Annotated in this window: 12 protein-coding genes; 5 read left to right on the top strand and 7 right to left on the bottom strand. The window is 66.7% G+C overall.

The features are described from left to right. Positions 1-25 precede the first annotated feature (25 nt). From BM140_RS22910 to BM140_RS22890, 4 genes are all read right to left on the bottom strand, one after another. Complete coding sequence (locus BM140_RS22910; RefSeq protein WP_207549499.1) at positions 26-2,212, bottom strand: type I secretion system permease/ATPase; 2,187 nt, start codon at positions 2,210-2,212, stop codon at positions 26-28. 28 nt (positions 2,213-2,240) lie between these two features. Beyond that, positions 2,241-4,205: a hypothetical protein gene (locus BM140_RS22905; RefSeq protein ID WP_114436017.1), complete on the bottom strand. Its 1,965-nt coding sequence runs from the start codon at positions 4,203-4,205 to the stop codon at positions 2,241-2,243. A gap of 150 nt (positions 4,206-4,355) precedes the next feature. Next, positions 4,356-5,243: a hypothetical protein gene (locus BM140_RS22895; protein ID WP_091951487.1), complete on the bottom strand. Its 888-nt coding sequence runs from the start codon at positions 5,241-5,243 to the stop codon at positions 4,356-4,358. Positions 5,244-5,489: 246 nt separating this feature from the next. Continuing rightward, positions 5,490-5,966, bottom strand: a complete 477-nt coding sequence (locus BM140_RS22890; protein WP_091951485.1) for a hypothetical protein — start codon at positions 5,964-5,966, stop codon at positions 5,490-5,492. On the opposite strand from BM140_RS22890, the gene BM140_RS22885 reads away from it, so the two are divergent. Further along, complete coding sequence (locus BM140_RS22885) at positions 5,965-6,744, top strand: hypothetical protein (RefSeq protein ID WP_244535595.1); 780 nt, start codon at positions 5,965-5,967, stop codon at positions 6,742-6,744. The two genes, BM140_RS22890 and BM140_RS22885, sit on opposite strands and share 2 nt — an antisense overlap. A gap of 12 nt (positions 6,745-6,756) precedes the next feature. Here the strand turns inward: BM140_RS22885 and BM140_RS22880 are convergent, their stop codons facing one another. Together BM140_RS22880 and BM140_RS22875 are read right to left on the bottom strand one after the other, a co-directional pair. Continuing rightward, on the bottom strand, positions 6,757-7,440 hold the full coding sequence (locus BM140_RS22880; protein WP_091951481.1) for a response regulator transcription factor: 684 nt from the start codon (positions 7,438-7,440) through the stop codon (positions 6,757-6,759). Beyond that, positions 7,437-8,516 (bottom strand): sensor histidine kinase, encoded by a 1,080-nt coding sequence (locus BM140_RS22875; RefSeq protein WP_165616538.1) that lies wholly within the window; start codon positions 8,514-8,516, stop codon positions 7,437-7,439. Before BM140_RS22875 ends, BM140_RS22880 begins: the two co-directional genes overlap by 4 nt. 696 nt (positions 8,517-9,212) lie before the next feature. On the opposite strand from BM140_RS22875, the gene BM140_RS22870 reads away from it, so the two are divergent. The 4 genes from BM140_RS22870 to BM140_RS22855 all read left to right on the top strand — a co-directional run bounded on the left by BM140_RS22870 (position 9,213) and on the right by BM140_RS22855 (position 14,830). Next, entirely contained in the window at positions 9,213-10,436 is a 1,224-nt protein-coding gene (locus BM140_RS22870) for a polysaccharide biosynthesis/export family protein (RefSeq protein ID WP_165616537.1), read from the top strand. A 179-nt stretch (positions 10,437-10,615) separates the two neighbouring features. Continuing rightward, on the top strand, positions 10,616-12,316 hold the full coding sequence (locus BM140_RS22865; RefSeq protein ID WP_091951475.1) for a cellulose synthase operon protein YhjQ/BcsQ: 1,701 nt from the start codon (positions 10,616-10,618) through the stop codon (positions 12,314-12,316). Further along, the gene (locus tag BM140_RS22860) at positions 12,313-13,602 is read left to right on the top strand and encodes a glycosyltransferase (protein ID WP_165616536.1); all 1,290 of its coding nucleotides are present in this window, start codon (positions 12,313-12,315) and stop codon (positions 13,600-13,602) included. Before BM140_RS22865 ends, BM140_RS22860 begins: the two co-directional genes overlap by 4 nt. Before the next feature lie 520 nt (positions 13,603-14,122). After that, positions 14,123-14,830: a response regulator transcription factor gene (locus tag BM140_RS22855; RefSeq protein WP_165616535.1), complete on the top strand. Its 708-nt coding sequence runs from the start codon at positions 14,123-14,125 to the stop codon at positions 14,828-14,830. A gap of 692 nt (positions 14,831-15,522) precedes the next feature. On the opposite strand, the gene istB is transcribed toward BM140_RS22855, so the two are convergent. Next, positions 15,523-16,204, bottom strand: a 682-nt coding sequence (istB, locus tag BM140_RS22850) for an IS21-like element helper ATPase IstB (protein ID WP_091951468.1), incomplete at its 5' end; no start/stop codon positions are given.

Below are 16,204 nucleotides of genomic sequence, written 5' to 3'. Positions count from 1 at the left end.
CAACCTCCGGACGTGCAGGTTCGGTTCAGATCGCGACGGAGGCAGCGCCCTTGTCGGCGCCTTTGCCCATGAGGAGCGGGATGATGTCGTCGCGCGGGCCGATGGCCTGGACCGCGCCGTCCTTGAGGATGAGGATCTTGTCGACGCTGCGCAGGAGCGCTGGCCGCTGCGTGATCGCCACCACGGTGGTGCCCCGTTGCTTCGCCCGCGCCAGCGCCCGGCCGAGCGCCATCTCGCCCAGCGTGTCGAGGTTGGAGTTCGGCTCGTCGAGGACGACGAGGCGGGGATCGCCGAAGAAGGCGCGAGCCAGCCCGATGCGCTGGCGCTGCCCCCCCGAGAGCGGGCTGCCGTCCATGCCGACCACGGTCTCGTAGCCGTGGGTGAAGGTCGAGACGAGTTCGTGCACGTCGGCGAGTTCGGCCGCATCGAACACGTCGGCGTCCGACGCGTCGTCCTGCATCCGGGCGATGTTGGCCTTGATCGAGGCTGGAAACAGCTGGACGTCCTGCGGCAGGTAGCCCACGCTCTGGCCGAACTGCCGCGGATCCCAGTTGCGCAGGTCCATCATGTCGAGACGCACGGCGCCCGCCGTCGGCATGATCGAGCCGACCAGCATCCGTCCGAGCGTCGACTTGCCGGTGCCCGAAGAGCCGACGATGGCCAGCGATTCGCCCGGCTCCAACTGGAAGCTGACGCCGTTGAGGATCACCTTCTTGTTCGGCGGAGGCACGTAGAGCACCCGCTCGACGCTGAGCCGCCCGGTCGGGCGCGGCAAGCGCAGGCGCTCCAGGTTGAGCGGCGAACTTTGCAGGAGCGCCTTGACCCGGAGATAGGCCGTGCGGGCCTGGACGTAGCTGCGCCACCCGTCGATCACGCCCTCGATCGGGGCGAGCGCCCGGCCGCTGATGATCGAGGCCGCGATCATCATGCCACCGGTGAGTTCGCCCGACAGCGAGAGCGAGGCGCCCCAGCCCAGCATCAGGATCTGCGTCGAGAGGCGCACGAACTTCGACAGGCCCGCGACCACGATGTTGCGGTCCTGAGCGATCACCTGCGCCTTAAGCGACTCAGCGGTGTCGCGACCCCAGATCATCACGCTTTCGGGGATCATACCCATGGCGTTGATGACCTGGCTGTTGCGGGCCATGGCGTCGGACTGGACGTTGGCCCGCATGGCGTAGGCGCTCGCCTGCGCGAAGGGGACCGCGGTGATCTTCTGGTTGAGCGCGGCGAGCACGAGCAGCAGTATGCCGGTGGCACAGACGATCCAGCCGAGATCGGGATGGATCAGGAAGATCGCCAGGACGTAGACCGGCGCCACCGGCGCATCGAACATCACGAGCAGCACCGGGCCGGTGATGAAGTTGCGCAACTGCTGCAGGTCGGCGACCGTCTGGAAGTCGCGGCTCGATCCCGCCTGCGAGGCTTTTGCCGCCGCGGCGAGGACCGGGGGGCCGAGGCGGCTCTCGACCTCCACGGCGACGCGCATCAGCATGAAGCGTCGGATCACGTCGAGGACGACATGGCCGAGGATCGCCCCGGTGATGACCAGCGTCAGCATGATCAGGGTGTCGAGGCTGCGGCTCGTCAGGACGCGGTCGGAGATGTTGAACAGGTAGATCGGCACGCCGAGCACCAGCATGTTCACCCAGAAGGAGAACATCGCGATGATCATCAGCTTGCGCCGGCACGCGGAGAGCCCCGTCGTCAGCGTCTCGCGGAAGTTGCGGTCGCCGAAGCGCCGTTGAAGCGGGGCGCCATCGCCGCCGCTTCCGCCACCGCCCCCCTTCCCACCGGCCGGCGGCAAAGGCGGTTCGCCCTTGCTCGGGCCGAGGACGGGGCGGACCCGCGTCGGCGCCTCGGCCTGGGGTTCCGCGCGGGCCTCGGGCGCCGCGGCGACCGGGTCGGCGACGCGCAGGGCCTCGGCCGCCACCGGCGCCGCGGGGGGGGCGGCCTCGAATGCCGCCAACGATCGGGGCACCGGAACGGCCGGCGGGACATCGGGGGCGCGGGGCGGCGTCCCCGTGGCGACGCGCTTGGTGGGCCGGTCCGCTGCGGGGCTGGCAGCTGCCCCGATATAGGACCGGCCGGCTACGAACCTGTATAGGGCATCGAGTCGCCGCAGCCCCGAGGAGAGGCGCGGACTTCCGTCGATCCCGTCGACGGGGCGATCGACGGCCTGCATCCGCTCGTCCGCAAGAGCGCTCGTCATGGCGGGGATTCCGATAGGGACGGACGGCTCACGACAGCATCCCCTGGAACAGGTCCTGCTGCATGTGGCTGTCGCTACTGACCGTGACCGGCCCGTGCGGCTCGGCCGGGGCGGTGTCGGGAAGACCCGTGAACGCGACGATCTCGGGCACGAGGCTGTGGGTGTCGCCGAGGGTGACGTGGGAACTCTCGGTGACGAAGTTCGCCTGGATCAGGATGGCGGAATCGTAGTGCGCGCCGCCGACATACTGGTGGTCGGACCCGGTGCCGACCTGGGTGATGGCGGCGATGTTGGCGAGATGGTTGCCACCGGTCTCGGCGTGCTGGGTCGATGTCGTCGGCATGCCGTCGTGACTGGTCTCACGGCCCGCGGGCGCGTGCTGAACGATCGCATCGACGTCCGAGACGACGTTCGTCTGCTCGATCACGTTGATGTCGTAGAAGTCGCCCGTCACGTAGAGGACTTTCAGCGTCCCGCCCTGCGTCGGGAAGGTCGCGGCCAGTTCCGGCGGCAGCGCGCCGTCCTGCAGCCGGTCGAGGGCGTTGCCGAGCGTCGCAGAGAGGGGTTTGAACGTGTCGCTGCCGTAGCGGTCGATCGCGGCCTCGTTCTCGAGGATGTTGCCACCCGTCGAGATCGCTTGCGTTGTGCCGTCATGGCGCGCCGTGTAGGTGCGGACGACGTCGTCGTCGAACAGGACGTTCGTCTGTCGGATCAGGTTGGCGCTGTGATAGTCGCCGTCGACGACGATGAGGTCGTAGCGCGCGCCGATCTCGGTCAGCGCTATGGCGTTGGTCTGGGCGTTCTCGCCGGTGCGGACGGCATAGTAGGCGCCGAAATGCCCCTGCACGATCGTGTCGTTGTCGCTGAGCAGGTTCACTTGGCGCAGCACGTTGACGCCGAAGAAGTCGCCCTCGATCCGGTCGATCGTCGCCGTGCTGCCGAAACTGTGGCGCTGGAACAGGCCCGAGGTGTCGTGGTCGGTGATCCGGGCGGTGTTGTGGGCCGCGTTCCCTTCGGTCACGATGCTGCGCACGAGCGTGTCGCCCGCTGCCTCCACGACGGAGCGGCTCGCCAGCACGTTGACCTGAATGATGGCGTCGGTGGTGTAGCTGTCGCCCCGTACGGCGAGGGCGGTGGCGTGGCCGTGATCGTCGAGGATCGAGGCGGCGTTGACCGAGAGGTTTCCGCCCGCCCGCGCGTCCATCCCGGTCTCGACCGAGCCGTCGCGGGATTCCGCGGTTGCGACCGACAGCTTCGGGACTGTGAAAGGCTGCACCGTGCCGGCGGGTTGAAGTATCCCGTCGATGTATGTGCCCATCGCGGAGTCGTCAGCCGGCCCCTCGCGGCTTGCATCCGTCGTCAGGCCCGCCTCGTGGCGCAGCACCGTCTCGATCGCCGCTTCGGTCGATGGACTGCGCAGGGCGAGATCCTCGGGCAGTTGCGAGGCCGCGATCCGGCTGAGCGCCGCGATGGTGGCGTCGATGTCAACGTCGTGGAGTTGCGAGAGATCGACGTCCCGCTTCGTCAGGACGAGATCGTCGTCCTTCAGGCGGTTGGCCTGGACGATCTGGATCAGCTCCTGGTCGGGGGACGGCTCGTCCGGGGCCTCGGGGGGCGCGCCGCCGCCACCGCCGCCACCGCCGCCACCGCCGCCACCGCCGCCGGGGCGGAGACGCCCGCCCAGGGACAGCCCATCGGGGCTCGGACCGTCCGGGATCGGCGAGGTAACACCGTGCCCCGGGAGCCGGACGAAGTGGGGAAAGTCGTCTCCCTCAGGCGAGAGGCCGGCGCGGAACGGGCGGCTCGGCAGCTCGTCGAGGGAACGGTCCGGATCGGGGGCCGCCGGGTGCCGGGGCAGCCAGGGCTGGGGCCGCAGCAGATGCGCCGGGTCCTGATAGCTGTCGCGCAGGCGGGCCGCGTCGTCGACCAGACGAAGGTGGCCGGCGAAATGCGCGATGAGGTCGGCGACGTCCGTCGTTCCGCCCGCAACCATGGCAGCGTTCCCCGATCCGGCCGCAACGTTGTGCGATCCGATCCCGTGACGGTGGGTTCGTCGTTCCCGGGGTGTAGGCTTCGTTCTCCGGGAAGCTCTCCGGGGCCGGCCCGCGTCGGCGACGCGGGCCGGTTCGTTAGTGGTCCGGAATTACGAATCCGCGCCCGCCGCGGCGTCGGCGATGGAGTCGCCGCCGACGACGGTAATCGGCATCGAGTTGTACTGGATGTTGGCGCCCATCACGATGTGCTGCGTGAAGGCTTCCTGGGTCAGGGAGTTGGCGGCGTTGGCGGTGCCCGTCGCGGTGCCGTGATCGCCGATATCGGTGGTGTTGGTACCCGTGCCACCGGTCGCCGTCGCAGTCTGGTTGAACGAGAAGCTCGGCCCGCCGGGCTCCGACGACATCAGCGACTCGATGCCGAAACTGGGCACACCGCCGCCGATGCTCAGGCTGACGCTGGCGCCGCTGAGCGAATCGTTGTCGACGAGGCTGTTGACCTGATCGAGGTTGAAGATGTTACCGTCCCCGGTCAGGTTCTGGGCCGAGAAGTCGGGCATCACGACGAAATTACCGTCGAGGGCGCCGATGCTGATACTGTCCATGTGCAGCACGCCGGTCTCGGAGGGCGGATCGAACTCACCCGATACGCTGACGTTCACGGTGGTGGTCACCGCGGTATCGACGGTGTTGGTGACGCCGTTCTCGACCGAGTTGCTGACGCCGTTCTCGCTGTAGTTCAGGTTGGCGTTGCCGTTGAGGTTTCCGTTGCCGTTCAGGTTGCCGTTCCCGTTGAGGTTGGCATTGCCGCTGTAGCTCTCGACGGCGTTGCCGGCGTAGTTGGCGGCCTCGTTCGAGGAAGACTGCTCCTGGCCCTGGCCTTGCTCCTGGCCCTGGAGTTCAGCCTGGCCCTGGCCCTGGCCCTGGAGTTCAGCCTGGCCCTGGAGCTGGCCCTGCGCTTCGGCCTGACCCTGGAGCTGACCCTGAGCCTCGAACTGCGCGAGGGCGGCGGGCACGAAGTTTCTGGTCTGGGTATCCATGACGGTGTCTCCTGCTTCGGGGATTGCCGGCAGGCCACGACACGCGACACCGATCATCTACGTCGGGCCGATCATGCGCAGAACGTTGCCGGAATGAGCCTCTCGAAGCCGCCCTCACGGGGATCGGTGCTTCGGGGCAGGGCGACGGTCGCACCGTGCGGACGGACTGTCAGGGTTAAAAAAAGGTAAAGGTCTGTCAGGAAAAACCGAAGTCGGATCGGGATTTTCTGTCTCGTTGCGGAGCCGTCACAGGGCGGAAGTGCAGCAGGTCCATCGCTCGATGAAGCGCTCCCACAAGGCCTGAGCCTCTTGTGCGGCCGGTCCCGGCTCCAGGGCACCGTGCCCCTCGCTCCGTGCCGCGATCAGGGCGGCATGGAAAGCCCAGGCGTCGGCGCAGCCGAGAGCGAATGCCCGGTCTTCGTTCAGGCCGAGGGAGACGAGGCGCTCGGCTAGCAGGGCCCGTGGCAATCCCATCAGGGCGCCGCAGACGTCGAGCTGAACCGCGCCGAGGCCTTCGCTGCCGATTCTCGGGGCGGCGTCGCGGGCAAGGCCCGACACCACGGCGAGGAGGAAGCCGGTCAGGTAGGGGCTGTCGAGGCTGCGTGGGTCCGCCTCGCCGACACGCCGCAGCGATTCGCCGAAGGGATCCAGTGAGGCCAGCACCGCGGTACGGGCGCGGCGGCTGCGCCAGAGGTCGAGAAGGGCGCTGAGATGACCGACCATGACGCTGAAATCCGTATGTGACGCGCCGCTGGCTGCTTTTCGCGTGCCTCTGATCCCACGATGGTCGGCGAGAGCCGTATCCACCGGATCGAATCAGGTGGATACGGCTCTCTCTGGCTGTTTTGCCGCGCATTCTTCGACGAACCGGCATCCCCTTCTTTGGAATGCGCTCTATGCTGCCTTCACCCGGCGCGGGATGCACCGGAAGACGGGGCGCGGTCTCGCCATGTCACGCTTGCCCACGCCGCCGAACTTCCCCGCCGTCGAGCAGGCGGCACCGGGCTTCGCCGAGCGTCAGCAGCACATCCTAATGCAGATCGGCAATCTCGGCCTCAACTGGTCGAACAACGAAAGCATGTTCATCTACGTGCTCATGGTGCTCCTCGATGTCGAGGAAGTCGATGCCGCGATCATCTTCTCGACGCTCAACACCACACGGGCACGCCTCGACCTCGTTCGCCGCCTCGCGACGGTGAAGATTCGCGACGCCGCGGTCGCAGCAACGCTGAAGCGGCTAATTCGTCGCTTCGAGGCCGCAACTCGACTACGCAACGAATTCAATCATTGCATGTATCAGATCAACGCGCAGGGAGAGATTACCCACACCCACCTGATGCGACCGCACGAGGCGGGCGGCCGGCTGAGCCTGGGCGAGCTGCGCGAGATGGACGAGCGCCGCATCCAGGAGATCGTCGACACCAATCGCCAGCTCAAGCGCTTGAACCGCGACCTGTGGGAGCTCCTGCCGCAGCTGCGCGCCGCCATCGGCGCAGCCTGACGCTCGAAGGCTTCAGGCGAGCGCGTGGAGCCAGCCGCGCAGCACCGCATATTGCACGATCTTGGCGCGGCTACGCAGGCCGAGTTTCTCGGCCGCCCGGGCCTTGTAGGTCTCGATCGACTTCGAGGTGATCGCGAGCTTCGAGGCGATCTCCTTGTTGGTATAGCCGAGCGCGATGAAGCGGAGGATCTCCTCTTCGCGGTCGGAGAGTGAGGCGGGGAGGATGCGGCGCATGCCGTCGCGGACCGAAGGCGACGTCCGCTCCGTGGCGAGCTGCTGGCTCGCGACCATCGGATCGAGGTAGATGCCACCGGCATGGACCGAGCGGATGGCGAGCAGCAGGTTGTCGCTCGTCGCCCGCTTGAGGATGTAGCCGCGCGCTCCCGCCGAGAGCGCCTGCTGCACGTAGAGGCGGTCCTCGTAGACGCTCAGCATGATCGCGGGAACCGGATGCGGCTCGGCGCTGAGCCGCGCCGCCACGGTGATCCCGTTCATGTCCGGCATCGCAATGTCGAGAACGGCGATGTCCGGCCGCAATTCGGCGATGACCTGAAGCGCGCGGCCCCCCGTGCCGACGCTCGCCAGCACTTCGATATCGGCGGTGTCGCGGATCAGGCTCGCCACGCCCGAGAGAAACATCGGGTGATCGTCGGCGAGCACGACGCGAATCCTGCGTGGATCCTCGATCCCCGTCATGGCTGTCTCCCTTGTTGATCGATGCGCGCGACGAGGGTGGTGCCGGCGCCCGGCAAGGACTCGATGGCGAAGGTTCCGCCGACCATACCGACCCGCTCCCGCATCCCGACGATGCCGAGCTTACCCCGCGCGAGTAGCCGGGCGGCCGACAGGTCTTCCTCGACGCAGCCTGACCCGTCGTCCTCAATGATCAGCGAGACGACGCTGCCCTCGTAATGGATCGCGATCGATACGGTGGTCGCGCAGGCCGCATGCTTGCCGATGTTGTTGAGCGCTTCCTGGCACAGCCGGAACAGCGTGATCTCGACCTCCGAGGCGAGGTCGAACGCAATGCCGGTCGCCTCGAAATCGGTGGCGATGCCGTGGGCGACGCCCCAATCGGCCAGCAGCCGGCCGACGGCGGCGCCAAGGCCGAAATCGTCGAGTGCCGTCGGGCGGAGCGCGAAGGCGATGCGGTGGAGTTCCCGCGCGACCTCGTCCAGCCGTGCCCGGAGCTGCCCGATCTCGGCGAGGCCGACCGGGGTCGAGACGTGCTTCTCCAAGGCCCTGATGCCGAGGGCGAGCCCGACGATGTGCTGGCCGGTCTGGTCGTGCAGGTCGCGGGCGAGGCGAAGGCGCTCTTCTTGATTGGCGCGGTAGAGGCGGAGCAGCACCTGATCCCGCTCCCGTTCGGCCTGCTCGCGACGGGCGGCGGCATCGAGCGCCTCGTCGATGTGCGGCGCGCGGTCCTGCTCCGGCACGAGATGGAGCAGGATGCACCGGCGCCCGCCCGGCCCATCCTCGATCCGGGTGCCCCGGCCGCGGAAGCGGAGCCGTGTCGGCCCTTCTTGCAGTTCCAGCCTCTTGTGGAAGGGAATCCTCGTGGCCTCGCACAGCGCGAGCTCGACGGCGAGACGCTCGGCGTCTTCCTGACGGCAGGTGGGCAAGCGATCATCGGGGACGATGGCAGTCAGGCACGCGCATGCGGCGCGGTTGCGATGCAGGACGGTCCCCCGGACGTCGAGGAGCACGACCGGATCGTCGATGGCGTCGAGGACCCGGATCGCCGGCTCGACCGCGACCGTGCGCCGGCTCACCGGACCGGGCCTCCGCACCCGCGTCCCGGCCGCAAAGCCGAGATGCCGCCGCGGGCCGCTCGCCGATCATGGTCGGCCGCAGGAGTCGTTCGATGCATCCACATGTCCCCGCCCCGATCCTGCGCAGCAAACGCAGGCTCCGCCGCCGAAATCTTCGCACCGGACGGTGTCTCCTACAAAACATCGCGCGCCTGGGGTTTTTGCATCGAATCGTAACGCGCGAAGTCTGCGAATAACATTGAAGCATCGGCGCCCGCGTGTGGAAATGTAAAAAACCAGTCCGTGTCTACTTCAATCGGCTATGGAGGCCTCCCCCTTCGAGCCAAAAGACGCTCGGCGAAATCGCCCGCCGATGACGGGCACTGAGGTCGGCCACAAGCGCACCGTGGGACATCGACACCGCGCGGTTCGAAGGGGCTGATCGCATGCGGCATCCCGCAAATCCGATCATAGGGGTACGAGCCCAACGGCCGAATCGGAAGACCTACTTCTTTCAGATGAGGTAACCTACCACTTGTGAACAATGGATTGCCGAAATGATACGCGAATTCGGAATTGTGGCCGGGCCATGGCTGATCTAGCGATACTACCGATGCTGCATCGCTTCCGATCACTTGAAGCAGAGGCTTGGCGGTGGACGCAAGAGCCAAATCAACGCGGCGTTTCCGGTTCCGACGGAGCCTGCTCGCGAGCCTGTTGCTGACGGCCCCGGCCGTTGTGGGCTCGGCCTCCGCGGCGGATCAGGCCTATCGGCTCGGGGCACAGGATCGGCTGCGGATCCACGTGTACGAATGGCCGGCGCTGACCGGCGAATTCACTGTCGGGGCCGATGAGCAGATCTCGCTGCCGGTGGTCGGCGACATCCGCGTCACCGGGCTGCAGCCGTCGGAACTCGCCCGGGAGATCTCGGGCCGCCTCAAGGCCAAGGCGACGTTGACCGAACCGCCGGACACCGCGGTCGGCGTGGCGCAGTACCGGCCGTTCTACGTCATCGGCGGCGTCGAGCGATCCGGCGAATACGCCTACCGGCCGGGCATGATCGTTCTCACCGCCGTGAGCATCGCGGGGGGGGCCTACCGGCGCCCGGAGGTGTCGGGCTGGGCTTCGGAGCGCGACGCGCTCAGTGCCGGGGGGGAGATCCAGCTCCACGAACTCCGGCGCCAGGAGTTGCTCGCCAAGGAGCTGCGCCTGAAAGCCGAGATCGCGCAGGCTGCCGAGTTTCCGGCTCCGCCCGCGGCCCTGTCGCCGGCCGCCGCGGGCTTTCTCGCCGAGGAGCGGGGGATCTTCGCGGCCTATCGCGAACGCCTGCGCAACGAGACGACGGCCCTCACCCAGACCGCCGTGCTGCATCGAGACGAGATCGAGACGCTCAAGAGCCAGCGCGAGGCCGCTGAGAAGCAGCGCGCCTCGGTCCAGCGGGAACTCATCGACGTACGCGATCTGATCGGCCGCGGGCTCGCGCCCACCTCGCGCATCCTGCCGATCGAGCGGACCGTCGCCCAGATTGAGCGGGAGCAGAAGGAACTCGACACATTGGTGCTGCGGGCGCGCCAGCAGATCAACATTGCCAACCGCATGATCGCCACCGCCCGGGACGACCGGATCACCACGGCCTCGACCGAGCTGGTCGGCGTCCAGGCCCAGATCCGCGAGACCGAGGAGCGAATCGCGACAGCCCGGCGGGTTCTGCAGGAAAGCGCACTCTACGCGACCGGCACGGCGCGCACCGCCGACGGCGACGCCGCGCCGGTCTTCACCTTCTCCATCGTGCGGGTCGAGGCCGGCATCGCCAGCGAGATCGAGGCGTTCGAGACCACCGTCATGCAGCCGGGCGACATCCTCAAGGTGCAACTCCGCTATCGGGATGCCGGATCGCGGCAGGTCGCGCGCACCGAAAACGGCGCCGTCGCCCGGCGCTGAGCATCGGCCCGTACGGTGGGGAGCGGCTTTCGAACAGTGCCGATGCTCCACAGGGAAAGAGGGCGCTATCCGTCAGGATCGAAGACGGGTCGAGACGCCAAGAATCGTTCCGGTTCCGTCCGCGCCCGGCGAGCGGGCCCTGGCGGAGACCGGGCCGGCGGGAGTCGAGGACCAAGTCCATGCTGCACGTCAAGGGGCCGTCGATCCACTTCGCCAGCACCCCGCTGCCGGCCGCGCAAGCGGCCGAGCCGATCGATTGGCGCTGGCTGCTCAACTCGGTCCTACGGCGGCGCCTGTCCATCGCGGTCCTCGTGCTCCTCGGCATGGCGGGGGCCTCGGCCTACGTCGCGACACGGGCCGGGAGTTTCACGGCACAGACCCACCTACACCTGACCAACCTCAAGCTGACCTTCAGCCGCGACGACGCGTTGTTCGCCGAGACACAGCTTGATCCGACCTTCCTCGAAACTCAGATCCAACTCATGCGCTCGGAGAAGGTCGCCTTCTCCGTCGTCGATGCCCTTCAGCTGACGGAAGCCGAGGGCGACAAGGCGGTGCAGAGCCTGAAGCAGCGGCTGCAGGCGCTCCTCGCCGAGTACCTACCCCACGATCTCGCGCCGTCACAGGCCCCTGAGGCCGCCGACGACGGCAGTCCCAGGCGGGAGGCCATGCGGCAGCTTCAGCGCGGCCTCTCGGTCGAGCGGGCCGGCATGAGCAACATCGTCACGCTGCGCTACACGGCCCCGGACCCGGTCCAGGCGGCCCGGATCGCCAACGCCTTCGCCCGCGCCTACATCGACGACCAGACCGCCGCGCGCATCGAGAGCGCCCAATCGGCCAGCATCTGGCTGCGCGAGCGCTTGAGGGATGTCGGCCCCAAGACCCGGATCGTGGCCCAGGCCCTGCCACCGACAGAGACCAGCAATCCGCGCGGGCTCCTCCTCGTCGCGCTCGCCGGGCTGATCGCAGCGGGCCTGGGTGTGTCGCTCGCACTCCTTCGCCAGTTGTTCGACCGCAAGGTGCGGACGCCCGAGCAGGTCGTGGCCGCGAGCGGTGCCGCCTGCCTCGGTTTTCTTCCGCACCTGAAGGTGCGTCGCCGCCTGCGACTTTGGCGGTCCAAGCCGCCTGCCGAGGGCACCGTTCCCGTGATCCCGCGCCATTGCTGGGCGTCCCGGAACCTGAATTCCAGCGCCGCTGCGGCCCTCGACCATGCCCGGGTCGCCATCGACGGCGCGCTTGGGAGGTCCGAGGCGCGCTGGATCGGCGTGACGGGGACGTTTCCGGGTGAGGGAACCTCGACGGTCGCCGCGAACCTCGCCCACCTCATGGCGGCGCGCGGCGAGCGGGTTCTCCTCGTCGATTGCAACGGCGCCGATCCGTCGCTGTCGCGAATTCTCGCCCCCAAGGCGAAGCTCGGCCTGACCGACGACCTCCGGGCCGACGAGGGCTCGGTCAGGGACGTGCTCATCGAGGCCGTCCTCACGGATCCGACGGACGGAATGGGCTTCCTGCCCCTCGGAAGCGCCTGTGCCGACGGGCGCCATCCACCGCTCTGGTCAGGCGAGATGAGCCGCTGCCTCCAAGCGGCGTCGGCGTCCTACGACACCATCGTCTGCGACCTGCCGGCTCTCTCTGCCGCGGCCGAGGTCCGCGCTGCGTCCCGCTTCCTCAGCGGCTTCATCCTCGTCGTGGGATGGGGGAGCCCGAGCGAGGAGCATCTGCGCATCGGCGTGGACGGAGCGGGGGCGTTCCGGGACCGGTTGCTGGGAGCGGTGTTCAACCGTGTCGGCGTCGCGGATCTTGGACGCACGGGCTCCCCGACCGCGACGTTCCTGAAGCAGGGCGCCCCTGCCCGCCTGCATGCGGGGGCGGTCCGATGATCACGCCCCTTGCCGCTGCGAACGATCCGGCCTGCGGCTCCCCTTGCCCGGCCATCGTCCCCGACAGCGTCCTCTTGGTCACCGCCGTGCCCCTGAAGCGGATCGGCTCGGCGATCTGCCTCGACGACCAGACCTGCGACGGGCTGGAGCGCTGGGGCGAGCATTTTGCGCGGATCACCTATGCGGGCATCGAGACGCCGCCCGGCCCCGCTGGCCCCACCGGCTCTTCGACGACTTGGCGCCCGGTGCGCGACTTGCGCTGTGCCGACCGGCTCACGATGGTGTCCCTGCCCGATGCCTACCGTATCAAGGCGTTCTCGAAGCACTACGCGGCGACGCGCGCGACGCTCGCCCACCAGATCGGCCGCAGCCGCTACCTGTGCTTCACCCTCGGCGCCCTTATCGGCGATTGGGGCGGCGTCGCCGCGCTGGAGGCCATCGCTCGACGCCGCGACTACGCCGTCTGGTTCGATCGCGTCGAATCCGAGGTGATCCGCCGGACCCTGAAGGTGGAGCGGCTGCGGCGACGGATCAAGGAGAGGGTGAGCCTACCCTTGATGGAGCGCTACCACCGCTACCTGATCCGCAGGAGCACCCTGGGGCTGTTCCAGGGACAGGATTGCTTCCAGACCTACGCCCCGCACGCGACCAAGCCCTTCTGCGTCTACGACACTCACACGACCTGCGCCGACCGGATCCCAATGATGGAACTCCAGGGAAAGCGCGCGGCGATCCTGCGGGGTGAGCCGATCCGCCTCCTCTATGTCGGCCGGGCCAGCGCGATGAAGGGACCGTTCGACTGGCTCGACGCCGTCGCCGGTGCCCGACGGGCCGGCCTCCACGTGAGCGCCACCTGGCTCGGCGACGGGCCGTTGCTCGAAGCCATGCGGGCCCGCGTCCGGGCCGAAGGCCTCGAAACGTGCGTGTCGCTTCCCGGTTTCGAGGGAGACCGCGGCCGCCTGCTGCGCGCGATGCGGGAGGCACATCTCTTTCTGTTCTGCCACACCACGCCCGAGTCACCTCGCTGCCTCGTCGAGGCCCTCGTCTGCGGCACGCCACTGGTTGGGTATGGAAGTCCATATTCCGAGGGCCTCGTCGGGCGGGAAGGGGCCGGCCTCCTCAGCACCATGGGTGATGCCGTCACGTTGGTTCGTTCGCTCGTAGAACTCGATCGGGACCGGGAACGCCTCGCCGGCCTCACCGATGCCGCGGCCCGAACCGGACAACAGTTCGACGCAGAGACTGTGTACGGCGAGCGGGCTGCATTGATTAAACACTTCTTATAGATCCGGTGATGCATCGGCAGAATTTCGGATCATTTCAGATGCTTGCATGGCGCATGTATTCGCTCATCATGAAGCGGTGTGAGAATCCCGTCTGTCCAATCTCTGTGATGGTAACGGTCCGCGGGACCGGCGGACCACGGGCCAAGAACGCTTCCCCGGTCAGCGGGATCCGCTGTGCCCGTTCCGCAGGTCCACCTCAGGAACGAGCGGACTCCGTTCGGGGGGAGGTCGTGCCTCGCGCCAGACACCCGAAAAGATTGTATTATCCATAATATATTCAATCTCAAATTTTAATATCCCGACATACAGACGTTTGCGAATGGTGGCGCAGACTAAACGGTGCCGCTGCTCTGACATATTTTAATCGCCCCCAATTTTGGCCACGATCAACAGTTTTGGCACATTTCTCTCGCTGCATCATAACCCAAAATGAACAAATGTTATTTTTAAATAAGCCAAACTGTGCACACCTGTTAGCGTTTCTACTGATTAGCGGGGGCGGACTGGAGAAATGTGTGCGATGTCTCTGCCTGATATGCTGGACCTCGGTTCATCCGATCGGTCCGATGGCGCTGCTCTACGGTTCGTTCCCGACCGGCGGCAAGGTACGGTCATCCTGATCGACAGGCGTACGATCGTGCGGGAGTGTCTCGCTCAATCGATGCTCGCCTGGACCTACGATGTTAGACCCCTGTCGTCCGTCGACGGGTGTGCGGATCTGGTCTCCACACTTGTGTGCGACCTCATCATCCTGTGTGGTGCGAATTACTCGGATATTGCCGACGATCTCTCGGCGCTGCAGGCGGAATGTGGCAACTATCCCGTTCTGGTCATCTTCGACGCAGCAAACTTCAATACGGTGATCAGTACGCTCGAACTTGGTGTCAGGGGTGTTCTGTCGACGAGTTCGAGCCTCGGCATCCTCCACGGAGTCATCAACCTGATCCGGTCGGGAGGAATTTACGTGCCGCCAGACTGCATGATCGCTGCGCAGCGAGCCTATACCAACCCATCAGTCTCCCTAGGGAGTGACGCCGCTTTCACGCCGCGTCAATCGGCCATCATCGCGGCGATCCGAAAGGGCACACCCAACAAGATCATAGCCTATGAGCTCGGCATGTGCGAGAGCACCGTCAAGGTGCATATTCGCAATATCATGAAGAAGCTGAAAGTGAGAAACAGGACCGAACTTGCCTTCAAGGCCTCTAATCTTATGGCCACCCTGTAGGAAGTCTTGATAGCATAAAATCATAGATACAAACGGAAATATTAATCTATATCTTGCGCGGCATCGAGATTCTTCTCGCGCAGCCATGCGTGGTTACGGTAAAGCGCAATCGTAGGAGACGAGCGAGCCCAGTCGTAGCGCTGCCGATGCCGGCCTTTCCGAATGATATGACGCGCATCTGTCGCGCCACGGAATCCTAGCGTACGAAAGACTCTCGTTCGATCTCGACGACATAGGCGTTCGCCGTTTTGTTCCGAATGGTGCGCCACTTCCGTACAGAACTGCGAACACCGGGGGCGGCTGAGTTGCCCGCTCCTGTGATAGCGGTCTCCAGGCTCGCCTTGCCGCTGATGATGCGGATGCCCCCGGTTCCGGCCTCGATCCGTGTATGGATGGCTCCTGCGGGTCAAGGATGGCGATCGGTTTGGGCGAACTGGTCGGCTGCGGCCATGTATACGGAGTCTGATCTGCAGCGGGATCGCTGCGCGCCCTCATGAAGTCCGCTTGGAGAACAGGCCCCACTCAATCGAGCGCTCTAGATGTTTGATCCCGCGGTGTGGTGTGTAGCGCGACGATCTGGATGAGAGCCGAGCGACAATCAGGATGAGAGACCGGTGTCGCGGCGGGTTGATGATGAGCGGGTCGATCGACCCGCGCAAGACAGTTTTGAGCGAGGTTTGTGTCGCGGCGCGTCACGCGTCAGCGGTTTTGATTGTCGCGCGGGTCGGCGGTCGGCCGGGACCGCGCTTCCGGTCGAGGGCGGTGCGGCGCCGATAGCTCTCGACGTTCATCTCGAAGATGGTGGCGTGGTGCACCAGCCGGTCGACGGCGGCGAGCGTCATCGCCGGATCGGGGAAGATCCGGCCCCATTCGCCGAAGGGCTGGTTGGCGGTGATCATCAGGGAACGGCGCTCGTAGCGGGCGCTGATCAGCTCGAACAAAACGCTCGTCTCGGCCTGATCCTTGGTGACGTAGGCGAGGTCGTCGAGGATCAGCAGATCGAAGCGGTCGAGCCGGGTGATAGCCGCCTCCAGGCCGAGCTCGCGCCGGGCGACCTGCAGCTTCTGGACGAGGTCGGTGGTGCGGGTGAACAGCACCTTGAAGCCGGCCTCGACGAGAGCGAGCCCGATCGCGGCGGCGCGGTGGCTCTTTCCGCCGCCGGGTGGGCCGAACAGGAGCAGATTGGCCCCCTGCGCGAGCCACGCGTCGCCGGCGGCGACCGCCATGACCTGGGCCTTCGAGAGCATCGGCACGGCGGCGAAGTCGAAGCCGTCGAGCGTCTTGCCCGGCGGCAGGCGTGCCTCGGCGAGATGACGCTCGATGCGCCGTCTGTCGCGCTCGGCCAACTCGTGCTCGGCGATGGCTGCGAGGAAA

This window comes from Methylorubrum salsuginis (genome assembly GCF_900114375.1).
Taxonomy (GTDB): Bacteria; Pseudomonadota; Alphaproteobacteria; order Rhizobiales; family Beijerinckiaceae; genus Methylobacterium; species Methylobacterium salsuginis.
The sequence above is the reverse complement of the archived record's forward strand: the minus strand, read 5'-3'. Positions and strand labels throughout refer to the sequence as shown.

What these genes read in the sequence shown, in the direction of transcription:
- BM140_RS22910 (WP_207549499.1), bottom strand. Translation starts at nt 2,212, where the DNA reads ATGACGAGCGCTCTTGCGGACGAGCGGATGCAGGCCGTCGATCGCCCC.
- BM140_RS22880 (WP_091951481.1), bottom strand. Translation starts at nt 7,440, where the DNA reads ATGACGGGGATCGAGGATCCACGCAGGATTCGCGTCGTGCTCGCCGAC.
- BM140_RS22905 (WP_114436017.1), bottom strand. Translation starts at nt 4,205, where the DNA reads ATGGTTGCGGGCGGAACGACGGACGTCGCCGACCTCATCGCGCATTTC.
- BM140_RS22895 (WP_091951487.1), bottom strand. Translation starts at nt 5,243, where the DNA reads ATGGATACCCAGACCAGAAACTTCGTGCCCGCCGCCCTCGCGCAGTTC.
- BM140_RS22865 (WP_091951475.1), top strand. Translation starts at nt 10,616, where the DNA reads ATGCTGCACGTCAAGGGGCCGTCGATCCACTTCGCCAGCACCCCGCTG.
- BM140_RS22860 (WP_165616536.1), top strand. Translation starts at nt 12,313, where the DNA reads ATGATCACGCCCCTTGCCGCTGCGAACGATCCGGCCTGCGGCTCCCCT.
- BM140_RS22890 (WP_091951485.1), bottom strand. Translation starts at nt 5,966, where the DNA reads ATGGTCGGTCATCTCAGCGCCCTTCTCGACCTCTGGCGCAGCCGCCGC.
- BM140_RS22855 (WP_165616535.1), top strand. Translation starts at nt 14,123, where the DNA reads ATGTCTCTGCCTGATATGCTGGACCTCGGTTCATCCGATCGGTCCGAT.
- BM140_RS22885 (WP_244535595.1), top strand. Translation starts at nt 5,965, where the DNA reads ATGACGCTGAAATCCGTATGTGACGCGCCGCTGGCTGCTTTTCGCGTG.